We start from the raw sequence: 17,773 nt of genomic DNA, 5'->3' as shown, positions 1-17,773 counted from the left end.
CGTAAGTCAGATGAGGAATAGATTGCCTGGTGATCAAGCGGCTCGATGACGTTGCAGTGGATCGGTGTCGGCAACACCTCGGTTCAGCCCCCGCATTCGACACCCTGATGAATTAGGAGGGATGATGGGTGCCGTCCATCGCACCCCTAGCGAGGCAGAGACTACCCGGGATGGCCAGCTGCGGGATAGCGCAGTCGAAGCAGCCAAAGACGTTGCTTCCGGAAGCCAAAAAGGCCGTTGGTGGGAAGTATTCGGCCGCTCGTTCAAGGTCTCAATCACTCGCCCTTGGAACTGGTTCAAGCAGGCACGAGACTCAGCGGTGCGCACTGGAGCCGAAGCCTTCGCGCCCATCCGAGATAACTCTATCATTGCCAGCCTGTTGATGAGCGGTTCCCATACGCGCCAGTCGACCGCCATTCGCGACTTTCAACAAAGCGTCAACGACGTCAAGCAGGGAAGCCAATTACCTCTGGCTCAGATTAGAGTATCCGTCTTCGGCTTCGACTTCGGCGCTGCTATGGCCAAGGCCTTTGTGCGCGAGCTGCTGGAAGACGTGTGCGAGAAGGTGGGGAGCGGCTATCGCTATGGAGATGCCGAGGTCAAGGTGGTGTTCGTCGGCTTGCTCGACTGCGTGGACCGTACCCATCCTGAGATGGGGCCGTTGGACTGGTTCCACCCATTGACTCCGGTACTCGACGACAGCGGCCCCTTGCATCCGGGGTGCCGACGCGCCCTGCACCTGATCGCTGCCCATGAGCGACGCTTTTATCGCCGCTGTCGTCCCTTGGGCGGACAGAACGCCAACTGGCGTGAAGAGCTCTGTCCTGGAATCAGCGAAGATATCGGCGGCGGCCTGGTTGCTGATGAACAAAAGGCCAGCGCCGAGCTGTCGCGAGCCGCGCTCCATCGCATGTATCGACAAGCGACTAGAGCGGGAGTGCCATTTCCCCCTCTGGATAGCCTTGCAACACGCGGCCGGCAATTTGCTCGCATGTTCGAGCTCAATGACCGGATCGAAGGCTACTCGCTAATTACAATGGCCAGACATTACCAACGGCAGACTTCGAACTACCGAAACCCGACAGCGGAGAGTTTTCGCTTCCATACGCTGATCTACCTGGCCTGGTTGGCTCAGCGATATCGTGATTACCGAGAGGCGTTGGCAATACTAGAAAATCGGGAGGATGCGCTGCCCAACCGCTACTACAATCGCACTTTGGGGGCAGTAACGGCCTCTCTCACTGAGAGTCGCGAGCAATGGGAGCTGGAAGAATCGGAGCGTGACGACATCAAGGCTGGGCTCGCCGATTTGAATGCGGCATGGGGATGGCTCGAGCAGGTAGATCGCGAAGCCCAGCACATACGCAATCGCTTCACGTCGCCTCACAATGACACGCGGCGTCATGCCCGAGCCGTGCTGCGTGAAAACCTCATTTTGGCTGAAAACTGGCACCGATGGACTCGAGAAGAATCCCCACCCGCACTTCCCGAGCCTATCGAGTTGCTATTCGCGTATGGACTGCACGACAAGCAGCCAGAGGAAATGAACTACCGTAATCGTCAACCCAGCCAGATTAGTGGTGGATACCGGTTCATGACGTATCGTGGTATTGACCAGCCGGGGGAGGAATCCATCACTCAGGTAACGGAGCCACACCCCCGCGAGCAGATGCCCGCCTGGACCATGCGCTAGACCATGCAAAGCATCAAGGCGTACTTCGCCAACCTTTCACAGCGATTCGGCTTGGCCGACGAGCTGATTGTGCTCGACACCGTCGCCAAGGGCTTCGCCGGCGCCAGCCTGGCGCTGGTCATTAAAATGGGGTTTTCCTTCGATAGGATGGGCTTAGCGTTTCCGGCATCGACTGGGTCAAGCGCGAAGCGACAGGCGCTACCCTCGAGGCCTACGCCGCCGGGGTGCGCCTTGCGCTACGAGCTGCATTGGGAGCCGCCGAGAACCTGCAGCCCACTATCCCTTACGGGCTGCAATGGCCAGCATGGGCAGGGCAAGTCAATGGCCGCGGCTGGTTGGCTGTTCGCCATATTGCTCCTGATGAAGAGGGACGAGGCTTATGTCACTCAGTACCAGACCTTGAGCCAGAAAAAGGGTGGGCTATCTTACTTGCCATCCATCAAGCAGTATCCGGTAGTTTTTTCGAAAATACACTGAATTACATTTTGATTTTAATCAAAAATCACGAGGTGGAAATGGAAATTATTAGTTCATACAAAGCCAAGTCTATCGATCGATATATCCAACCAGTCGGCAGCGTGGTTTTGATTATTTACGCACTGCTGATGTCTGCCATGTCGGCAGAGATGCGATTCTTTCTTATCGTGATTGGCGCTATCGCAATAGTGTTTGGACTTCTTAATCACTTTCACCGTGCATACAAATTTTACGAAGATTTTTTAGAAATGCAAAAGACGCCTATTTCATCCACCCATCGGTTCCATTACTCGAATATTGAGTGCATGGAAAAAAACGGGAGTGCCAAGCTCTCTATCCAGTATAGGCGCAAGGGAGAGATCAATAATCACACGCTTTATCTTGGGATGTTAAGTAAAAGTGACCGCGAAAAAATTACAGCAGAACTAGAGTCGAGAACATCATCACCCTCGCTTAAAGAATAAGTAATTTCTGATATTGCTTATCACTTTCAGCTCTACTCACAGCGCAGCGCTTGTCCGTGGCCGAGCCAGCAAGAGAGCGAAGCGTCGGTACCAGATGTTCACGGCGAGTGGCTGGCGGTGAGGTTCGGGCGGTGCAAGCCGAGGCCGCGCTCGCGGCGACGGTCGGTGGAAGCGGTCCTTGTCCTGACAACTCCGGCAAATGGCCTCGCTTGACCCGTGAGCCGAATCGGCTGAAAATTCGGCTCATATAATGAGCCGAATAATTCGGTTATTCGGCTCACCGAACACTCAGGTATCGCGATGAATGCTTCCACGACGCGGCCGACCTGGATCTGGCAGCAGCCCGACTGGCCCACTTTTCAGTGGCGGGCCGCCGTGATACAGCCTCGCCTTCAGGAAGCGTGGCGATCTCTCGGGATGCTGCTGGGCAGGGTAGATTCCCTCCCGGCCGACGATGATCCGGCTGTAACGCTGGATACGCTGTTGCAGAACATCATTACCTCTTCGGCCATCGAAGGAGAACGCTTGAATGCCGCCTCGGTACGCTCCTCCCTGGCACGACGCCTCGGTGTGGAGGGTGTGGCGACGGCTGTTTCATCGCGTTCGGAAGGCCTGGCCGACATGATGATGGATGCCATCGGCTCGCCGGATACGGCACTGACCCGCGAGCGGCTCTTCCAGTGGCATCGTTGGCTATTCCCTGATGCCGATGCCTCGTTGGTCAAGCTGCGGGTAGGCGAGTGGCGGGGCGAGGAGCCGATGCAGGTTGTCTCTGGCCGTCTCGACAAGCCGAAGGTGCATTTCGAGGCCCCGCCTCGCCAGGTGCTGGAGAACGAAATGGGCGCCTTCCTGGCGTGGTTCGAGGCGAGCCGCCACGATCCAGCCCTGGACCCCTTGCTGCGTGCCGGTATCGCTCACTTCTGGTTCGTCACCCTGCATCCCTTCGAGGACGGTAACGGTCGTCTGGCCCGTGCCATTGCCGATCGGGCCTTGGCCCAGACAGACCAACAAAGCATTCGCCTCTATACCATGTCCGCCGCAATCCTGGCCGAGCGCCAGGACTACTACCGGGTGCTCGAAGCCAGCCATCGCGGCTCAACGGATCTCAGCGACTGGCTGGTCTGGTTTCTCGATATCCTGGTGCAGACTTTGGCGGATGCCCAAGCCGGCATCGAGCGTACCCTGGCCAAAACACGCTTCTGGCAGCGCTTCGCCGAGGCTGGCCTGTTGCCGGAGCAGATCAAGGTGCTCAATCGGTTGCTGGATGGGGGAGAACAGAACTTCGAGAATGGTTTCGAAGGTGGCATCAGTGCTGCCCAGTACCAAAAGTTCGCCAAGGTCAGCAAGGCCACTGCGACCCGCCATCTTTCCGATCTACTGGCCAAGGGTTGCTTGGAGAAACTGCCGGGGGGAGGGCGAAGCACGCGCTACCGAGTGGTGGGCTCCGGCCTGCCGCCTGCCCTGGGGGCGGACATAGACCTTTAAACCTACTGAGGAGAGACCATGATGGGGCGCCTGATCCCATCGGCGGCATTGAAGACGCTGCAGGACAATAACGGTGCGCCCTTTGCCGAGGTATTCCGACACGGCTCGCTCCAGGTCGAGGTCTACAAGCCGGAAGGTGTGGATCGCCAAATGCCCCATACCCGAGACGAGGTGTACGTCGTCATCTCCGGCTCGGGCCATTTCGTCAACGGAGACACCCGGCAGCCCTTCGAGGCCGGTGAGGTACTGTTTGTGCCAGCGGGCGTCGTCCACCGCTTCGAAGACTTCACCGATGACTTCGCCACTTGGGTGTTCTTCTACGGCCCGGAAGGTGGCGAAGCCGTGTCGAACACTCCCTGATCCGGCAACCCCGAGCGTCAGCGCGCCAACAGGCCCTCGGCAAGCGCCTCCAGCGAAATTGGGTGGGATTTCACGCACCTTACCATCCCCAGGTCGTAATTTGCTGTCTGCATACTATGCTGGGGGGGCCAACAAGGGTCGTTCAATCTATATGGAGGATTTGATGAAAAAGGGACATGCAGTAATGATTGGTTTGGCACTCGGGGCTTTTTCCCTTTCGAGCATGGCCGAGGAGGGCAACGGCCCGACGGCCAGCGTTGAATTCATCGATAACGACGGTGAGGTGGTGGGGGAAGGCACGATCAATCAGGGCCCGGCCGGGGTGCTGATCAACTTCAGCATCGATGGCCTGGACGAGGGCTGGAAGGCCATTCACATCCATAGCGTCGGTACTTGCGAGGATCACGAGGAGGGGTTCCAGGCCTCGGGTGGCCACCTCAATCCCGATGACTCAGAGCATGGTTTCCTCAATCCAGAAGGCCCGGATGCCGGCGACCTGCCCAACTTCTATGTCCACAGCGACGGCAGCGCGATGGTGGAAATGTTCAATGAACGGGCAAGCCTCGACGGTAGCGTCGGTGGCAACATGCTCGATGATGACGGCAGCGCGCTGGTCATCCACGAAAACCCCGATGACCACATGAGTCAGCCCATCGGCGGCGCCGGCGATCGTGTTGCCTGCGGGGTCGTGCAGGCAGACTGACTCCAGCCGTCAGCGCGCCAACAGGCCCTCGGCTATCGCCTCGCCGAGGCGGTCGACGGCGGCGGCCAGCTTCTCGTCGATGACATGCAGATACTCCGTCCAGTCGTCGACGTGATGCAGCTCCGCCTTGCCGTCCGAAATGCCGCGCAGCACGACCAGCGGCACGTCGAAGCGCATGCAGGCGCGCAGGCAGGCGTAGCTCTCCATGTCCACCATCTCGGCGGCGATGGCGTCATAGGCCGAGCCCGAGACGATATTGGCGCCGGTCGAGAGCGTGGCCTCGCGAATGCCGGGAATGCGCAGCGGCAGCGGAAGGGTCGCCGGCAGGTCGAGAAAGGGCGTGGCGCCCTTCTCGAAGCCCAGCGGCGTGGCGTCCATGTCGCGGTAGGACACAGAAGTCGCCTGATAGATCTCGGCCTGCTCCAGCACCCGGCTGCCCGCCGAGCCCAGCGACACCACCAGATCCGGCAGGCGGCTGTGCAGTGCCAGGGCGGCAAGGGCAGTGGTAAGCTCGACGGCCGCCTCGACAGGGCCAACGCCGGTCATGAACGAGGTAAAACGCTGCTTGAGATGCGGGCCGTATTCGGCGTCGGCAGCCATCGCGAAGAGGACGTTGTGGCCGCCCAGTTGCGTCAGTGGCGGCGTGTGCTGAGCCGTGCTCATGCTTCGATCCTCATCTGTGCCTCAGGCATCGCTCGCGTTGCCGACCGTCTGGATAACCTCGAACCCTTCGAAGTTCGGCGGGCCCAGGTAGAGCCCCTCGCGCTTGCTCTGACCGGCGTTGGCGTGTGCTGCGCGGAACGCCTCGGAGTGCGTCCAGGCCTCGAAGTCCTCGCGCGAGCGCCAGATGGTGTGAGAGGCGTAGAGCACGTGGTCCTCCTTCTCGGGGCCGCGCAGCATATGGAACTCGACGAAACCGGGCAGGCCTTGCAGGTGGCTCTCCCGCTCCAGCCAGATCTGCTCGAACTCCTCCACTCTCTCGGGGTTGACCCGAAAACGGTTCATGGCGATGAACACGATAATGCTCCTTGCGGTCAGGCGGCTGATGGTGACCGTTTGACGATGACACCGACGTCGACAGGGGGCAAGGGCATCGGCATTCACCGCGAAAGTAGCGCTCGATACCGAAACGGGTATCGTAAGCGAAAGCCACCGGGGAGAAGAGGCCGATGCTCAAGGGAAGCTGCCTGTGCGGCAGTCCGCTCTACAGCGCCCGAGACGACCGGCCCGAAGCCAAGCGGCTGCGGCTGGGCACCCTGGATACGCCCGTATCGCCGAGCAAGCGCTACCACGCCTGGGTCTCGGCCAAGGCCGAGTGGTTCGAGCTTGCCGATGAGTTGCCCAGGTTTTCCGGGTTTGCCCGCTAAACGGTCAACGTCCAACACACACAAGAAGGGCGATAGAGTGAAGCGCAGGAGAAACCGCATGGCGTATGTGGGAGTGGCCGCTGGCCACTCACCATAGAAATATTTGATCCCGCCATGGTCGAAGGCCTGCCCTTACCCGCTCCTGCGGCTCTCGTTGACATCATCCGCAAGCCAGGCCTTGATCAAGGATTGATAGGGCATGTCGCGCTTGTTGGCTTCTATCTTGATGCGGTCGAGTAACTATTGTCGACCGAGAGTTCGTGCTCGATGGCGGTGGCCACGAACTGATTGAGGCTCTGCCCCTTGGCCATGGCGGCATCGACGGCGCTTTTGTGCAGCTCCTCAGGCAGGCGCACCTGGAACTTGCCGGAATAGGACTTGGTGGGCTCGATGCCACGCTCCCGGCATTCCTCGAGGAAGACCCGCAGCGACACCTGGCCTTCCTCACGCAGCTTGGCCACGCTGTCGGCGTAGAAGTCGGCACCGCCGTTCAGTCCGGTGAACTCGCCGCGGAACAGCTCGATATCCGGGTCGTACTGAATGACGGCGCGATAGCCATCGATGATCATGATGTTGTTCACGGTGTCTCTCCGTTCTCTTCCAACCACTTGCGGATGCTGGCCACCGCGCCCTTATCGGTATCCGGTGAAGGGTGGGGCCGATGGAACACACGCACCTCGCCAAACAGCACCACGGCGATACGCGAGCCCTCCCGCTCCTGGATGTCAGCGCCCAGCGCCCTAAACAGCGATTCGATGTCGCTCCAGGGGATCGATCCCGGCGTGGGTCGGCTGAAGATGGCGGCCAGCGTCTTGGCGTGTTTTCGTTTCATGCTCAAACGGTACTATATTTTAGTATCACAAGCCAGGATGCGCCAACCGGCTGGCCCATGGCGGGGCGATGGTGCGCGGAGCGGCAAAATCATGATTATGGCGCTAATCATGCCTGTCTTAAGCCTCCCAACCCACTCACCCTAACCACCGCCCTTGTCACCGCCTCATCCAGCATCCCGCGGCCCGTCTCCACCAGCGTGAGCCAGTCCCTTGCGCGGGTGATGCCGGTGTAGACCAGCTCGCGGGTGAGGATGGGGTTGGGGGCGTCGGGGAGCAGCAGGGCGGTGTGGGTGAATTCCGAGCCCTGGGATTTGTGTACGGTCATGGCGAAGACGGTTTCCACCGCCTGCAGGCGGCTGGGCAGCACCCACTTGATGTCGCCGCTGCCATCGCTTGCCGGGAAGGCGACGCGCAGCAGCGTACGACCGGGCGTTTCGGTGTTACTGCGGGCCTCGGGTACGGCGAGAGTGATGCCGATATCGCCATTCATCAGCCCCAGGCCATAGTCGTTGCGGGTGACGAGCACCGGGCGGCCTTCGAACCAGCCCTGTTCCAACTCCAGGTCGCTGGCCTTGAGCCAGCCGGCGCGGCGCAGCGAGCGACCGATGCGCGGGTTCAGTCCTTCAATGCCCCAGGTGCCTTTCCTGAGGGCGCACAGTAACTGGAAGTGGCCATGGGCGGCGAGTACCTGGCGGGCCCAGTCGTCATAGGGCTGGCGCGCTTCGCCTTCGCCGAAGAAGGGCTGCGCGGGGCGCGCTGATTTCATTACTTCAAGGTAGTGGCCGTAGCCGACCGGCGGCTCGATGGGCTCGCCATGGCGGTCGTGGCGGCCTTCGCCGCTGTTGGTGAAGCCGGCCGGGTTGCCGTTCACTACCAGGCGATCCAGCGCCGGGTCGTCGGCGTCCGTCAGGGCGAGGCGGGCGATATCGGCGTAGCCCTGCTGAAATATCTCGCGCACGGCGCGTTTCTTTGCCTTCTGATCATGTTCGGGACCAAGCGGGCGGTTGACAGCTTCGGCGAGCTGGCCGATGCCGCTTTTCGCGTCGAAGCGATGGCTTACCCGCAGCATGGCAATGGCCTGGTCCAGCGGCTGGCCGCCTGCGTCCCGGTACCGTTCAGGAATCGGCGTGCCGACCACCCGCTCCAGCCAGTCGCAGGTGGCCGGGGTGTAGTGGCCGCCTTCGGCGCGCTGGCACAGGTCGCCGAGCACGGCGCCGGCTTCCACCGAGGCGAGCTGGTCCTTGTCGCCGAGCAGGATCAGCCGCGCCCTGGGCGGCAGGGCGGTGAGCACGGCGGCCATCATCTCGATATCCACCATCGAGGCTTCGTCGATCACCAGGGCGTCCAGCGCCAGCGGGTTGCCGGCGTGGTGGCGGAAGTGGCGCGTGTCCGGCCGCGAGCCCAGCAGGCGATGCAGCGTGGTCACTTCCGTCGAGATGCTGTCGCGCAGGGTTGAGATGTCCACACCCTGTTGGCCCACGGCGGCGGCCAGTTCCACCAGCGAAAGCCCCTGCACCTGCTTGGCGATGGATTCGTTGAGCCGCGCGGCGGCCTTGCCGGTGGGGGCGGCCAGGCGAATGCGCAGCGGGCGCGGAGCGCCTGAGCCTGCTTGTACAGGCTCGCCCAGGGCTAGCGCCTGGAGCAGGGCGAGCAATTTAACCACGGTGGTGGTCTTGCCGGTGCCGGGGCCGCCGGTGATGACGGCGAAGTGGGCCTGGGCGGCGAGGGCACAGGCGATTTTTTGCCAGTCGATGTCCACGCTGCTGGGGAAGAGGGAATCAAGAGCAGTGGCGAAGCGGTTAGTGTCGGTGGCTGTATCGGGGCGCCTGGCGGCGCCAGTCGTGAGCTGAAGCTTCCTCCTACAGATTTTATCGCTTGTGTTGGAGGGTAGGACATCGTCGCTTGTGCTGGAGGGTAAGGCGTCGCCGATTGTGCCCAGTCTTGCTGAGATGTGGTGGCGGATATGCTGCTCGTACTGCCAGTAGCGGCGCAGGTAGAGCCGCACGTTATCGTCGCGCGCGCTGCGCACCAGCGGCGTATTGCCTGGGATTGAGCCTGGGCCACTACCGTCCGCCACCAGGGCGGGATGGTTCAGGGCGTCGCGCCAGTTGGCGAGTTCGAGCCCTTCCAGCACGTCGCTGGGCAGCGGCGGCGGGTCGCTCAGGTCGTCGCCTTCCGGCGGCAGCGAGAGTGCCAGGTCGGGGGCGGCCAGGGTCTGGGCGAGGTCGAGGCACACGTGGCCGCGGCCGAGCTGGTGGCTGGCAAGGGCGGCTGCGAGCAGCAGCAGGGGAGGGGCGTCGCTCACCTCGCGCTGGAAGAAGCTGGCGAGCGCCCGGTCCAGCGCGCGCAGCCAGCCGCGCTCCACCCAGCGGTCGAGCAGGGCGAACAGCGCCTGGGTGTCGTTGAGCGCGGCCTTGGGCGTTTCCGGCCTGGTGGGTTCGCTCTTGCCTGGTGCGTCGCTAATGCCTGCTTCGTTGCCAATACCGACTTCGTTATCGGCGCCTGATTCCTCGCCGAGATCGGCGAACAGGTCCGGGGTGGCGTCGTCGTGGTTCTTGCTGCGCTTGCTCATGCCGGCGCCTCCGTTGCCTGGGTGGCGGCGCTTGCCGCTTGGGTATCGCCCTGGAACAGCGCATCCATCGCTTCGATCAGTTGGCGCGGGGGGCGCTCGGCGTGTACGCCGCGGCTCTCCGCATTGGTGCCCCTGAGAAAGACGGTGAGCGAGCCGCCGATGTGTTGGTCGTAGTCGTAGCCCGGCAAGCGCGCCTTGAGCAGCCGGTGCAGGGCCAGCAGGTAGAGCGCGTACTGCAGGTCGTAGCGCTTCTCGGCGATGGCAAGCTGCATGGCCTGGGGGGCATAGGCGCTGTCGTCCGGCCCCAGGTGGTTCGACTTCCAGTCGGCCACGTAGTAGCGCCCTTCATGCTCGAACACCAGGTCGATGAAGCCCTTGAGCATGCCGTTGAGGGTGTCGGCATCCAACGCGAGGCGCGGATGGTTCGCGCCTGGTCTGTCATCTGGGTTGGGGAGTGTGTAAGCACTTACGAGGGCGTCCAGTCGGCGGGTGTCGACTTTGCTGGCGGCGAACCAGAACTCCATTTCCACCTGGTAGCTCGTCAGCGTTTCGAGCGTAAGGCTGCCCGCGCCATTGGGCAGCGGCAGCGGGGCGGCGAGCATTGTGCCGAACCATGAGTGCAGGGTGGGCAGCCACTGCTGCCAACCGCGCACCTGGCAGCGCCGGGCCAGGGTCTCCTCGCGGAGTGCCGGGTCGCGGGCCACGCGGGCGAAGCCCAACTCCCCCGCCCATTCGAGAATGCCGTGTAGGAAGGTGCCGGGGCCAGGGCCACGGGGGAAGCGATGCAGGGAAGGTAAACGCTCGCTGGTACCGCTGTCATGCGGTTCGCTAATTACTTCCAGCGCGGTGGCTTCCATTGCGGTGGCCGGCTCGGCGAGCGGGGCGCCGGTTGTTCCAGTGGGCGAGGGAGTCTGTGTGCTAAATGGTAAGTCTGTGCTTACTGGGGCGGTCGTAGTTTCAATGGACAGGATGTCCCCCGAGAGGCGCAGCGCCGAGTAGCTGGCGATCCACCAGTGCTCGCGGGCGGGGCGCGTGGGCGTGCGTGCTTCGCCCAGGCTTTCGTCGCGCTCGGTCTGGCTGATGATCTGGGCGTGGGCCGGCGGCGCCGGGGCGATCTCGATGGCCGCGCAGTCGCCCTTGAGCCGCTTCAGCACCTCTCCAAATACGCTGGGTCCGATCGGTTCGCCGTTGGCCAGCAGTTGGCCGATGGCGCCGCCTTCGCCGCCCTTGAGCGGGGCCATGCCTAGCCAGGTGGCGTGGCGCGCGCGGGTCAGCGCCACGTAGAGTTTGCGCAGGTCTTCGCCCAGGCGCTCGCGGTCGACGGTGGCCAGGGTCTCCTCGTCGGCCTCCAGGCTGATGCGCAGGCGCCCCTCGGCGTCATGCCAGCGCAGTGGCGAGTCGTCTTTCTTCGTCGGGCGATGGCTACAGATGAAGGGCAGGAACACCAGCGGGTACTCCAGCCCCTTGGACTTGTGAATGGTGATGACCTGCACCAGGTCGGCGTCGCTCTCCAGGCGCAGCTTGTGGGTGTCGCCCTGGCCTTCGGGATGAGCGATGGATTCGGCGAGAAAGCGGATCAGCGCGTGTTCGCCGTCGAGCTCCTGGCTGGCGTGCTGCAGCAATTCCCCCAAGTGCAGCAGATCCGTTAGGAAGCGCTCACCCTCGCTGGCGGGCCCGCTCGAAAGCAGCCGCGTCGCCACGTCGAAATCGTGGATGATCTTGCGCACCAGCGGCAGCACGCCCTGGCGTTGCCACAGGCGGTGGTAGTCACGGAACTGCAGCACCCGGCTTTCCCAGGCCAACTCATCCTCGTTCAAACTATCCAGCGTGGCGATATCGAGCCCCAGTACCGGGGTGGCCAGGGCGGTGCGCAGCAGCCGGTCGTCTTCGGGCGCCGCACAGGCGCGCAGCCAGGCGTCGAGCTGGGGGGCGACCGGCGAGGCGAACACCTTGTCCTTGTCGGAGAGGTAGACGCTCTTCACGCCGCGCCGGGCCAGCGCCTGGCGGATCGCCCGCGCCTCGCCCAGGCCGTTGACCAGCACTGCCATATCGGAGGGCTTGAGCGGCTGCAAGCGCTCGCCTTCCTGGAAGCCTGCTTGGCCGCTTTGACCCTCGTTGAGCAGCTCGACCATATAGGAGGCGCAGCGCTCGGCCATCACGCCGTGGTAGGCGGTCTTGGAAAGCGGCTCGTCGCTGTCGAGCTGCCACAGGGTCATGGCTGGCAGCGGCTGACCCTGGCGGGTAAGTGAGTCCTTGCGTCCCTTGGCGGCAACCGCATTGAAAGGAACGGGGTTCCCCTCGGGGGAATTGAACAGGAAGGCACCGGGCGGGTGCGCTTCGGCGAATTCGAAGCAGCGGTTCACCGACTCGACCATCGCCTCGCTGGAGCGGAAGTTGGTGCCCAAGGTGACGTGGCGGCCTTGGGTGTCGCGGCGTGCGCGCAGGTAGGTATGGATGTCGGCGCCGCGGAAGGCGTAGATCGCCTGCTTGGGGTCGCCGATCAGGAATACTCCACTCTCGCGGCGGTTCTCGCGGATGCGGTACACGCAGTCGAAGATGCGGTACTGCACCGGGTCGGTGTCCTGGAATTCGTCGACCAGGGCGACCGGGAACTGGCGGCGGATCTGCGCGCCGAGTGTCTCGCAGTTGGGGCCGGCCAACGCCCGGTCAAGATGGGTCAGCAGCTCGTTGGGGCCCATCTGGGCGCGGCGCTCCTGCTCGCGGTCGAGCCGCGCGCGGCACCAGTGCACGGCGTGGGTGAGCAGGTCGGCGTAGGGATCGGGCAGGGCGTTGAGTTCGTCCTGGAGCGCTTCCAGTGCGGCCAGTGCCGGGTGGTCTGGCGGCTCGCCCTTGAGCCAGATATCGGCCATGCCCTGGGGCGTGAGACGCTTCCAGGCGGCATCGGTCAGGCCGGGCCAGGTGGCATCCCCCTGGGACCAGTCGCGCAGTGCGCCGAGCCAGCTGGCACGGCTTCGGGCATTGAAGCTCTGGCCCTTGAAGGCCTTCTGCTGGGCGGCCTCTTCGAACACATCGCGCAATTGCTCGATCCACGTGGCCCACGGCGCTTTGAGCTGGGCGAGGCACTCGGCGGTCTCGCGTTGGGCGTTGGCGACCGTTTCGGCCGGGGGCGGGGCGCCTTTGTCGAGCGCATCACATTCGGGCATCAGCCCGCGCACGGCAGCGTGCAGTTGCTTGGGCGTGCTCCAGTGGCGTACCACGCTTGCCAGTTCGTCGGTGTTGAGCGGGTAGTAGAAGCTTCGCCAGTAGTCGCGAACCACTTCGAGCTCCAGCTCGGTCTGGTCGTTTTCCAGGTCGAGGGAGAACAGGCTGCCGCTGTCGAAGGCGTGCTCGCGCAGCATGCGGTAGCACCAGCTGTGGATGGTGGAGACGGCGGCCTCGTCCATCCACTCTGCGGCGAGCTGCAGGCGACGGGCGCAGGCGGGCCAGGTGGCGGGATCGTATTCATTGCGGAGGGCGATGAGCAGCGGATCTGCTTGGCTCTTCGTAGCCGGGGCTGATCCGGCGTCAGGCCTGCGAGGAGGCGCTGTGAACCCATCCCTGGGCGCTACCGATTCCTTCCCTGGAATCGGACCTCCTCTTCGGCCTGACCCCGGCGCCCCGTGTTCAGCTTCGTCAGCAGAACTCCGCGGAGGCGCTGTAAACCCGTTCCTGGGCGCTACATTCTGCATCCCTGCAGAATGACCTCCGCTATGTTCTGCTCCCGAAGCGTCGGGAATCTCGGACGCGGTTTCGGGCGTTTGTAAAAAGACTTCTGCTGCTTCCACCAGCCGCGCACGAATACGCTCGCGCAGCTCCTGGGTGGCGGCGTTGGTGAAGGTCAGCACCAGGATTTCCGGCGGCGTCAGCGGGCGCTTGAAGGTGGCCTCGTCGGTTTCCGAGCGGGCACCGAGCACCAGGCGCACGTAGAGCAGAGCGATGGTGAAGGTCTTGCCGGTGCCCGCGCTGGCTTCGATTAAGCGGCTGCCGTGCAGGGGAAAGTCGAGCGGATTTAACTGCGTGACCTCGCTCATGCCTTGCCCCCCGCTTTCTTCTCATCTGTCTTCTTCCCGCCCTCTTTCTTGTCCCCTTTGACGGCCAGGTGCACCGGGGCGAGTAGCCGTTCGGTGAGTTCCGCAAAACCGAGTCTGTCCTGGCGGGCTTCGTAGAGCCGGGTGAAGGTTGGCCAGCGATGGGCGAGGTAGGCGTTGCGGCCCACTTCGCCGGCGTTGTAGTCGTCACCCTCGTAGGTCTTGCGGGCAGCGTGCCAGGCGTCGCTGTCGCGCTCACTCTCTGGTGGGTGTTGTGAAGAGCCAAGCTTGCTCAGCCAGACGAAGGCGGTGTCGCAGGCCAGTGGCAGCGGCTCGCGCATGCCGGCCTGCCAGGATTTGACGATCTCGCGCAGGTGGCCGCGGGCGAGTTCCGGGTCGAGGGGCGGCAGTGTCACGTGGCCCGCCTTGGAGAGTAACCGTGTGGTCAAAGGGTGGCCTTCCAGATGACCGGCCAGGTGCGCCACCCAGTGGCGCAGGATGTGCTGCCAGTGGTACTTGCCCTTCTTGATCAAGCTGCTGCTGACCAGCACCAGGCGGCAGCGGTTGCCCTCTGAGTCGCGGCGCAGCTCGTCGAGCCAGTCTTCAATAGGCGGTGCGCCGGGCACGTTGAGCTGCACCGGCTCCGGCTCTTCGATGGCGTGGGGCCACTCGTCCAGCGCGGCTTCATAGGCTTCGAACAGTTCCGGCATCGGTTCGGTGAGCTGCTCGCGCATGCGCTCGCCGAAGGCGCCCATGGCCAGCACGCCCTGGCCCTGCAGGCGGTCGAGGGTGTCGAGCATGGCGGGCATGCGCTCGCGGCCTTCGTCCACGGCGCGGCGTTGCTCGCGGATCAGCCGGTCCTGCAGCTGCCAGTTAGCGAGGCCGTCCAGGTCGAAGGGCTCGTGATCGAGGCTGACGATGTCCTCGCGTTCCAGGAAGACCTTGAGCCGGGTAGTAAAGAAGGCGCGGGCCGGGTCGCGCAGGAAGTTGCCGAGCTGGGCCAGTGTAAGCGGCGTGTCCTGCTTATATGGTGCCAAAGCTACTGCGCTCGACGATACGGCGTTAAAGCCCTTCTCAAACTGCTCATTTACAGCTCGTAAACTCCGCGTTTTCGGCGGGCTTTGCCTTGTCTCGTCTTCGCTCGTGACGCTTTGGGTTCTTGCTGATCCTTCGTTTTCTGTGTGCACCTCGCGCCACTCATGGGCGTAGGTGAACAGCCGCCGGGCCGATACGTCGCGCTCGGCCTGCTGTGCCTCGGTGGGGAAGTAGGTGCGGCTGAAAGGCTGCAGCGGGTGCGCGGTGGTGAGGGCGTCGAGCAAGTAACTGCCGTCGTTTTCGCCCTTGTCGGAAAGGCACCAGCCGGCCTGGAGGTGGTCGCGCAGTTGGCCGACCAGCACCGAGGGCGGTTTCTCGGCGTTGTCGACGATGCTGCGGCCCACCCAGCTCACATAGAGCTGTTCGCGGGCGGAGAGCAGCGCTTCGAGGAACAGGTAGCGGTCGTCCTCGCGGCGCGAGCGGTCGCCGGGGCGGTAGTCGCCGTTCATCAGGTCGAAGTCCATCGGTGGCTGGCTGCGCGGGTAGTCGCCGTCGTTCATGCCCAGCAGGCAGACGCGCTTGAAGGGGATGGCGCGCATCGGCATCAGGGTGGCGAAGTTCACCGCGCCGGCCATGAAGCGCTGCGACAGGCTCGATTCGTCGATCTGGCCCAGCCAGTGCTCGCGCACCACGGAGAGAGGCAGCTCGCGGGTCAGTCCGGCCTCCTCGGCGCCCTCCTGCCACGCCTGCAACTTCTGTTCGAGCTGGGCCAGCATCAGGCTGTCTTCGGGGGCGTCGGCGAGAAAGCTCGCTTCCAGCAGGGCGCGCAGGCGCTGCACCCAGCCGGCCACGTCGGTGGGTTCGCGCAGGGTGCGCCACTGTTGCTCCAGGGTTTCCAGCAGGGCGGCCAAGGGGCCGGCCAGCGCCGCTTCCAGCCCGCCGATATCGTCGAAGGGTTCGATGCCTTGCCACGGGCCGCTGGCGGCTTCGCCCACGGCGTAGCCCAGCAGCAGCCGGCGCAGGCCGAAGGCCCAGGTGTTCTGTTCCATGCCGGCGGGCAGGTCGAGGCTGCCGCGCTGGCCGGCGTTGAGCCCCCAGCGGATGCCGGCACCCTCGATCCAGCGGCGCAGGGTGGGTACGTCGTCTTCCTGGATGCCGAAGCGTGCACGCAGGGCGGGCACGTCGAGCAGGTCGAGCAGGTCGCTCACCGAGAGGCGTAGTTCCGGCAGGCGCAGCAGTTTCTCCAGTGCGATCAGCAGCGGCAGGCGGTGGCGGCTGCCCTGGTCGGAGAGCGTGAAGGGGATGTAGCGCGGGTCGTCGCGTTCCAGTTGGCCCCTCGCATACTGACCAAAGACCGCCTGCACGTGGGGCGCGTAGTGGTCGATGTCCGGCACCATCACGATCACGTCGCGGGGCTTGAGGCTGGGGTCGGCGCTGAAGGCGGCGAGCAGCTGGTCGTGCAGGATCTCCACCTCGCGCTGGGGGCTGTGGGCGGCGTGGAAGACGAGGGAGTCGTCGCGGCTGGGGTCCACCGCCGGCCAGGTGTCGCAGGTCTCGTGCAGCGGGCGCAGTTCGCGGATGTCGTCCTGCAATTGCTGCAGCAGCCGGCCGTCCCCCTCGCGCACGAAGGGTTCGAACAGGTCGATGCGCAGCGAGTCGGCGGCGAACAGGCGCTCGTACTGCTGGGCGTCGTCGTGCTCGTCGAGCAGGCGCAGGTAGTCGCGGCCCTGCTTGCCCCAGGCGGCCAGCAGCGGCTGGGCGTGCAGGTGCAGGCTTTCCGCTCCGTCGCCATTAGCGTCAGCGTCGCCAAGGCCGAGCACGTCGAGCCGCGCCGGCATGCCGGCCTTGCGCTGCTGTCGGTAGCGCTGGGCGCGGAGCAGGTCCTTGTGTTCGATGATGTCGGCCCAGTAGTGCTGGCAGGGGTTGTGCACGCACAGCACCACCTGGCTGCAGCGGGCGATAGCAGCCAGCGCTTCCAGCGATTGCTGCGGCAGCGAGGAGATGCCGAACACCATCACCCGCCTTGGAAGACCAACGGGGCGATTGTTGCCGTCGAGCTGGCGCGCCGCCTCGAGGAAGCGGCGGTGCACCATGGCACGGCTGGAGGCCACACCGTCGTCGCCTACGTCTTCGATGAGTGCGCGCCAGAGGGCGGGCTGCCAGCGCTGGGTGTCGGGAAGCGCCTGGGCCTGGCCGCGGGCGGAGATCAGCACGTCCTCGCCGCGGCCCCAGGCGTCGAGCCAGTCGGCGCGGTAGACCTGGTACTGGTCGAACAGGTCGGCCAGGCGCTCGGCGAGCTGGTGTTGCTTGCGCAGGTCGTTGTCGCCTTCGAGGAAGCGGCGCAGCGGGGCGAATTCGTCTCGCGGCATCAGCTCGGGCAGCAGGCGCAGCAGCCGCCAGATCAGGTGCGACTTGTCGAAGGGTGAGGTGGCCGGCACCGAGTTGGGGTCGCCTTCCACGTGGTTGAGGACCGCACGGTAGGCCTGCCACAGAAAGCGCGCCGGCAGGGAGACGTCCACCGCGGCGGCGATGCCGCTGCCGCCATCGGCCTCGTCGGCGGCCAGCGCCAGCTTCATCCACTGGCCGATACCGTTGCTCTGCACCAGGATCGTTTCGTTCTCCAGCGGCGCCAGCGGGTGGCGCTTCATCCACTCCACCGCCACGCCGCGCAGGTCCTCCAGGCGGTTGCCGTGAACGACCATGAAGCCGGGGGTGAGGGGCGTGGTGGCGAACGGCATGGCGGGTTTTTTCCTAAG

14 protein-coding genes are annotated in these 17,773 nt (G+C 64.1%); 6 read left to right on the top strand and 8 right to left on the bottom strand.

Going from position 1 to position 17,773, the window contains the following annotated elements; translation table 11 throughout:
- The first annotated feature begins 121 nt into the window (after nt 1-121).
- From DU490_RS09855 to DU490_RS09830, 5 genes are all read left to right on the top strand, one after another.
- Nucleotides 122-1,693: a DUF2235 domain-containing protein gene (locus DU490_RS09855; protein WP_258801570.1), complete on the top strand. Its 1,572-nt coding sequence runs from the start codon at nt 122-124 to the stop codon at nt 1,691-1,693.
- A 248-nt stretch (nt 1,694-1,941) separates the two neighbouring features.
- Nucleotides 1,942-2,634 carry a hypothetical protein gene (locus DU490_RS17180; RefSeq protein WP_181870007.1) on the top strand — a complete coding sequence of 231 codons (693 nt, stop codon included), beginning with the start codon at nt 1,942-1,944 and terminating at the stop codon, nt 2,632-2,634.
- Between the two features lie 300 nt (nt 2,635-2,934).
- On the top strand, nt 2,935-4,119 hold the full coding sequence (locus tag DU490_RS09840) for a Fic family protein (RefSeq protein WP_114574121.1): 1,185 nt from the start codon (nt 2,935-2,937) through the stop codon (nt 4,117-4,119).
- Between the two features lie 18 nt (nt 4,120-4,137).
- Nucleotides 4,138-4,479 carry a cupin domain-containing protein gene (locus DU490_RS09835; protein ID WP_220270478.1) on the top strand — a complete coding sequence of 114 codons (342 nt, stop codon included), beginning with the start codon at nt 4,138-4,140 and terminating at the stop codon, nt 4,477-4,479.
- Nucleotides 4,480-4,642: 163 nt separating this feature from the next.
- Nucleotides 4,643-5,182: a superoxide dismutase family protein gene (locus tag DU490_RS09830; protein WP_220270477.1), complete on the top strand. Its 540-nt coding sequence runs from the start codon at nt 4,643-4,645 to the stop codon at nt 5,180-5,182.
- A 9-nt stretch (nt 5,183-5,191) separates the two neighbouring features.
- Here DU490_RS09830 and DU490_RS09825 read toward each other — a convergent pair whose 3' ends face one another.
- The gene (locus DU490_RS09825) at nt 5,192-5,845 is read right to left on the bottom strand and encodes a 5'-methylthioadenosine/S-adenosylhomocysteine nucleosidase (protein WP_114574119.1); all 654 of its coding nucleotides are present in this window, start codon (nt 5,843-5,845) and stop codon (nt 5,192-5,194) included.
- Between the two features lie 21 nt (nt 5,846-5,866).
- Nucleotides 5,867-6,199: an antibiotic biosynthesis monooxygenase gene (locus tag DU490_RS09820; protein WP_066444243.1), complete on the bottom strand. Its 333-nt coding sequence runs from the start codon at nt 6,197-6,199 to the stop codon at nt 5,867-5,869.
- 152 nt (nt 6,200-6,351) lie between these two features.
- On the opposite strand from DU490_RS09820, the gene DU490_RS09815 reads away from it, so the two are divergent.
- A complete protein-coding gene (locus DU490_RS09815; protein ID WP_181870006.1) occupies nt 6,352-6,549 on the top strand; it encodes a GFA family protein in 198 nt (65 codons plus the stop codon).
- A 132-nt stretch (nt 6,550-6,681) separates the two neighbouring features.
- On the opposite strand, the gene DU490_RS17625 is transcribed toward DU490_RS09815, so the two are convergent.
- From DU490_RS17625 to recC, 6 genes are all read right to left on the bottom strand, one after another.
- On the bottom strand, nt 6,682-6,771 hold the full coding sequence (locus DU490_RS17625; protein WP_404872843.1) for a hypothetical protein: 90 nt from the start codon (nt 6,769-6,771) through the stop codon (nt 6,682-6,684).
- On the bottom strand, nt 6,768-7,130 hold the full coding sequence (locus DU490_RS09805) for a type II toxin-antitoxin system HicB family antitoxin (RefSeq protein ID WP_114574118.1): 363 nt from the start codon (nt 7,128-7,130) through the stop codon (nt 6,768-6,770). Before DU490_RS09805 ends, DU490_RS17625 begins: the two co-directional genes overlap by 4 nt.
- Nucleotides 7,127-7,381, bottom strand: a complete 255-nt coding sequence (locus DU490_RS09800; protein ID WP_066444310.1) for a type II toxin-antitoxin system HicA family toxin — start codon at nt 7,379-7,381, stop codon at nt 7,127-7,129. Before DU490_RS09800 ends, DU490_RS09805 begins: the two co-directional genes overlap by 4 nt.
- 107 nt (nt 7,382-7,488) lie before the next feature.
- Nucleotides 7,489-9,954 (bottom strand): exodeoxyribonuclease V subunit alpha, encoded by a 2,466-nt coding sequence (gene recD / locus DU490_RS09795; RefSeq protein WP_114574117.1) that lies wholly within the window; start codon nt 9,952-9,954, stop codon nt 7,489-7,491.
- The gene (gene recB, locus DU490_RS09790; RefSeq protein ID WP_114574116.1) at nt 9,951-13,985 is read right to left on the bottom strand and encodes an exodeoxyribonuclease V subunit beta; all 4,035 of its coding nucleotides are present in this window, start codon (nt 13,983-13,985) and stop codon (nt 9,951-9,953) included. The genes recD and recB overlap by 4 nt, the downstream gene beginning before the upstream one ends.
- Nucleotides 13,982-17,755 (bottom strand): exodeoxyribonuclease V subunit gamma, encoded by a 3,774-nt coding sequence (gene recC, locus DU490_RS09785; RefSeq protein ID WP_114574115.1) that lies wholly within the window; start codon nt 17,753-17,755, stop codon nt 13,982-13,984. Before recC ends, recB begins: the two co-directional genes overlap by 4 nt.
- Nucleotides 17,756-17,773: the final 18 nt, after the last annotated feature.

Origin of the sequence: Halomonas sp. DQ26W, from assembly GCF_003339685.1 — a bacterium.
GTDB lineage: Bacteria > Pseudomonadota > Gammaproteobacteria > Pseudomonadales > Halomonadaceae > Halomonas.
The sequence above is the reverse complement of the archived record's forward strand: the minus strand, read 5'-3'. Positions and strand labels throughout refer to the sequence as shown.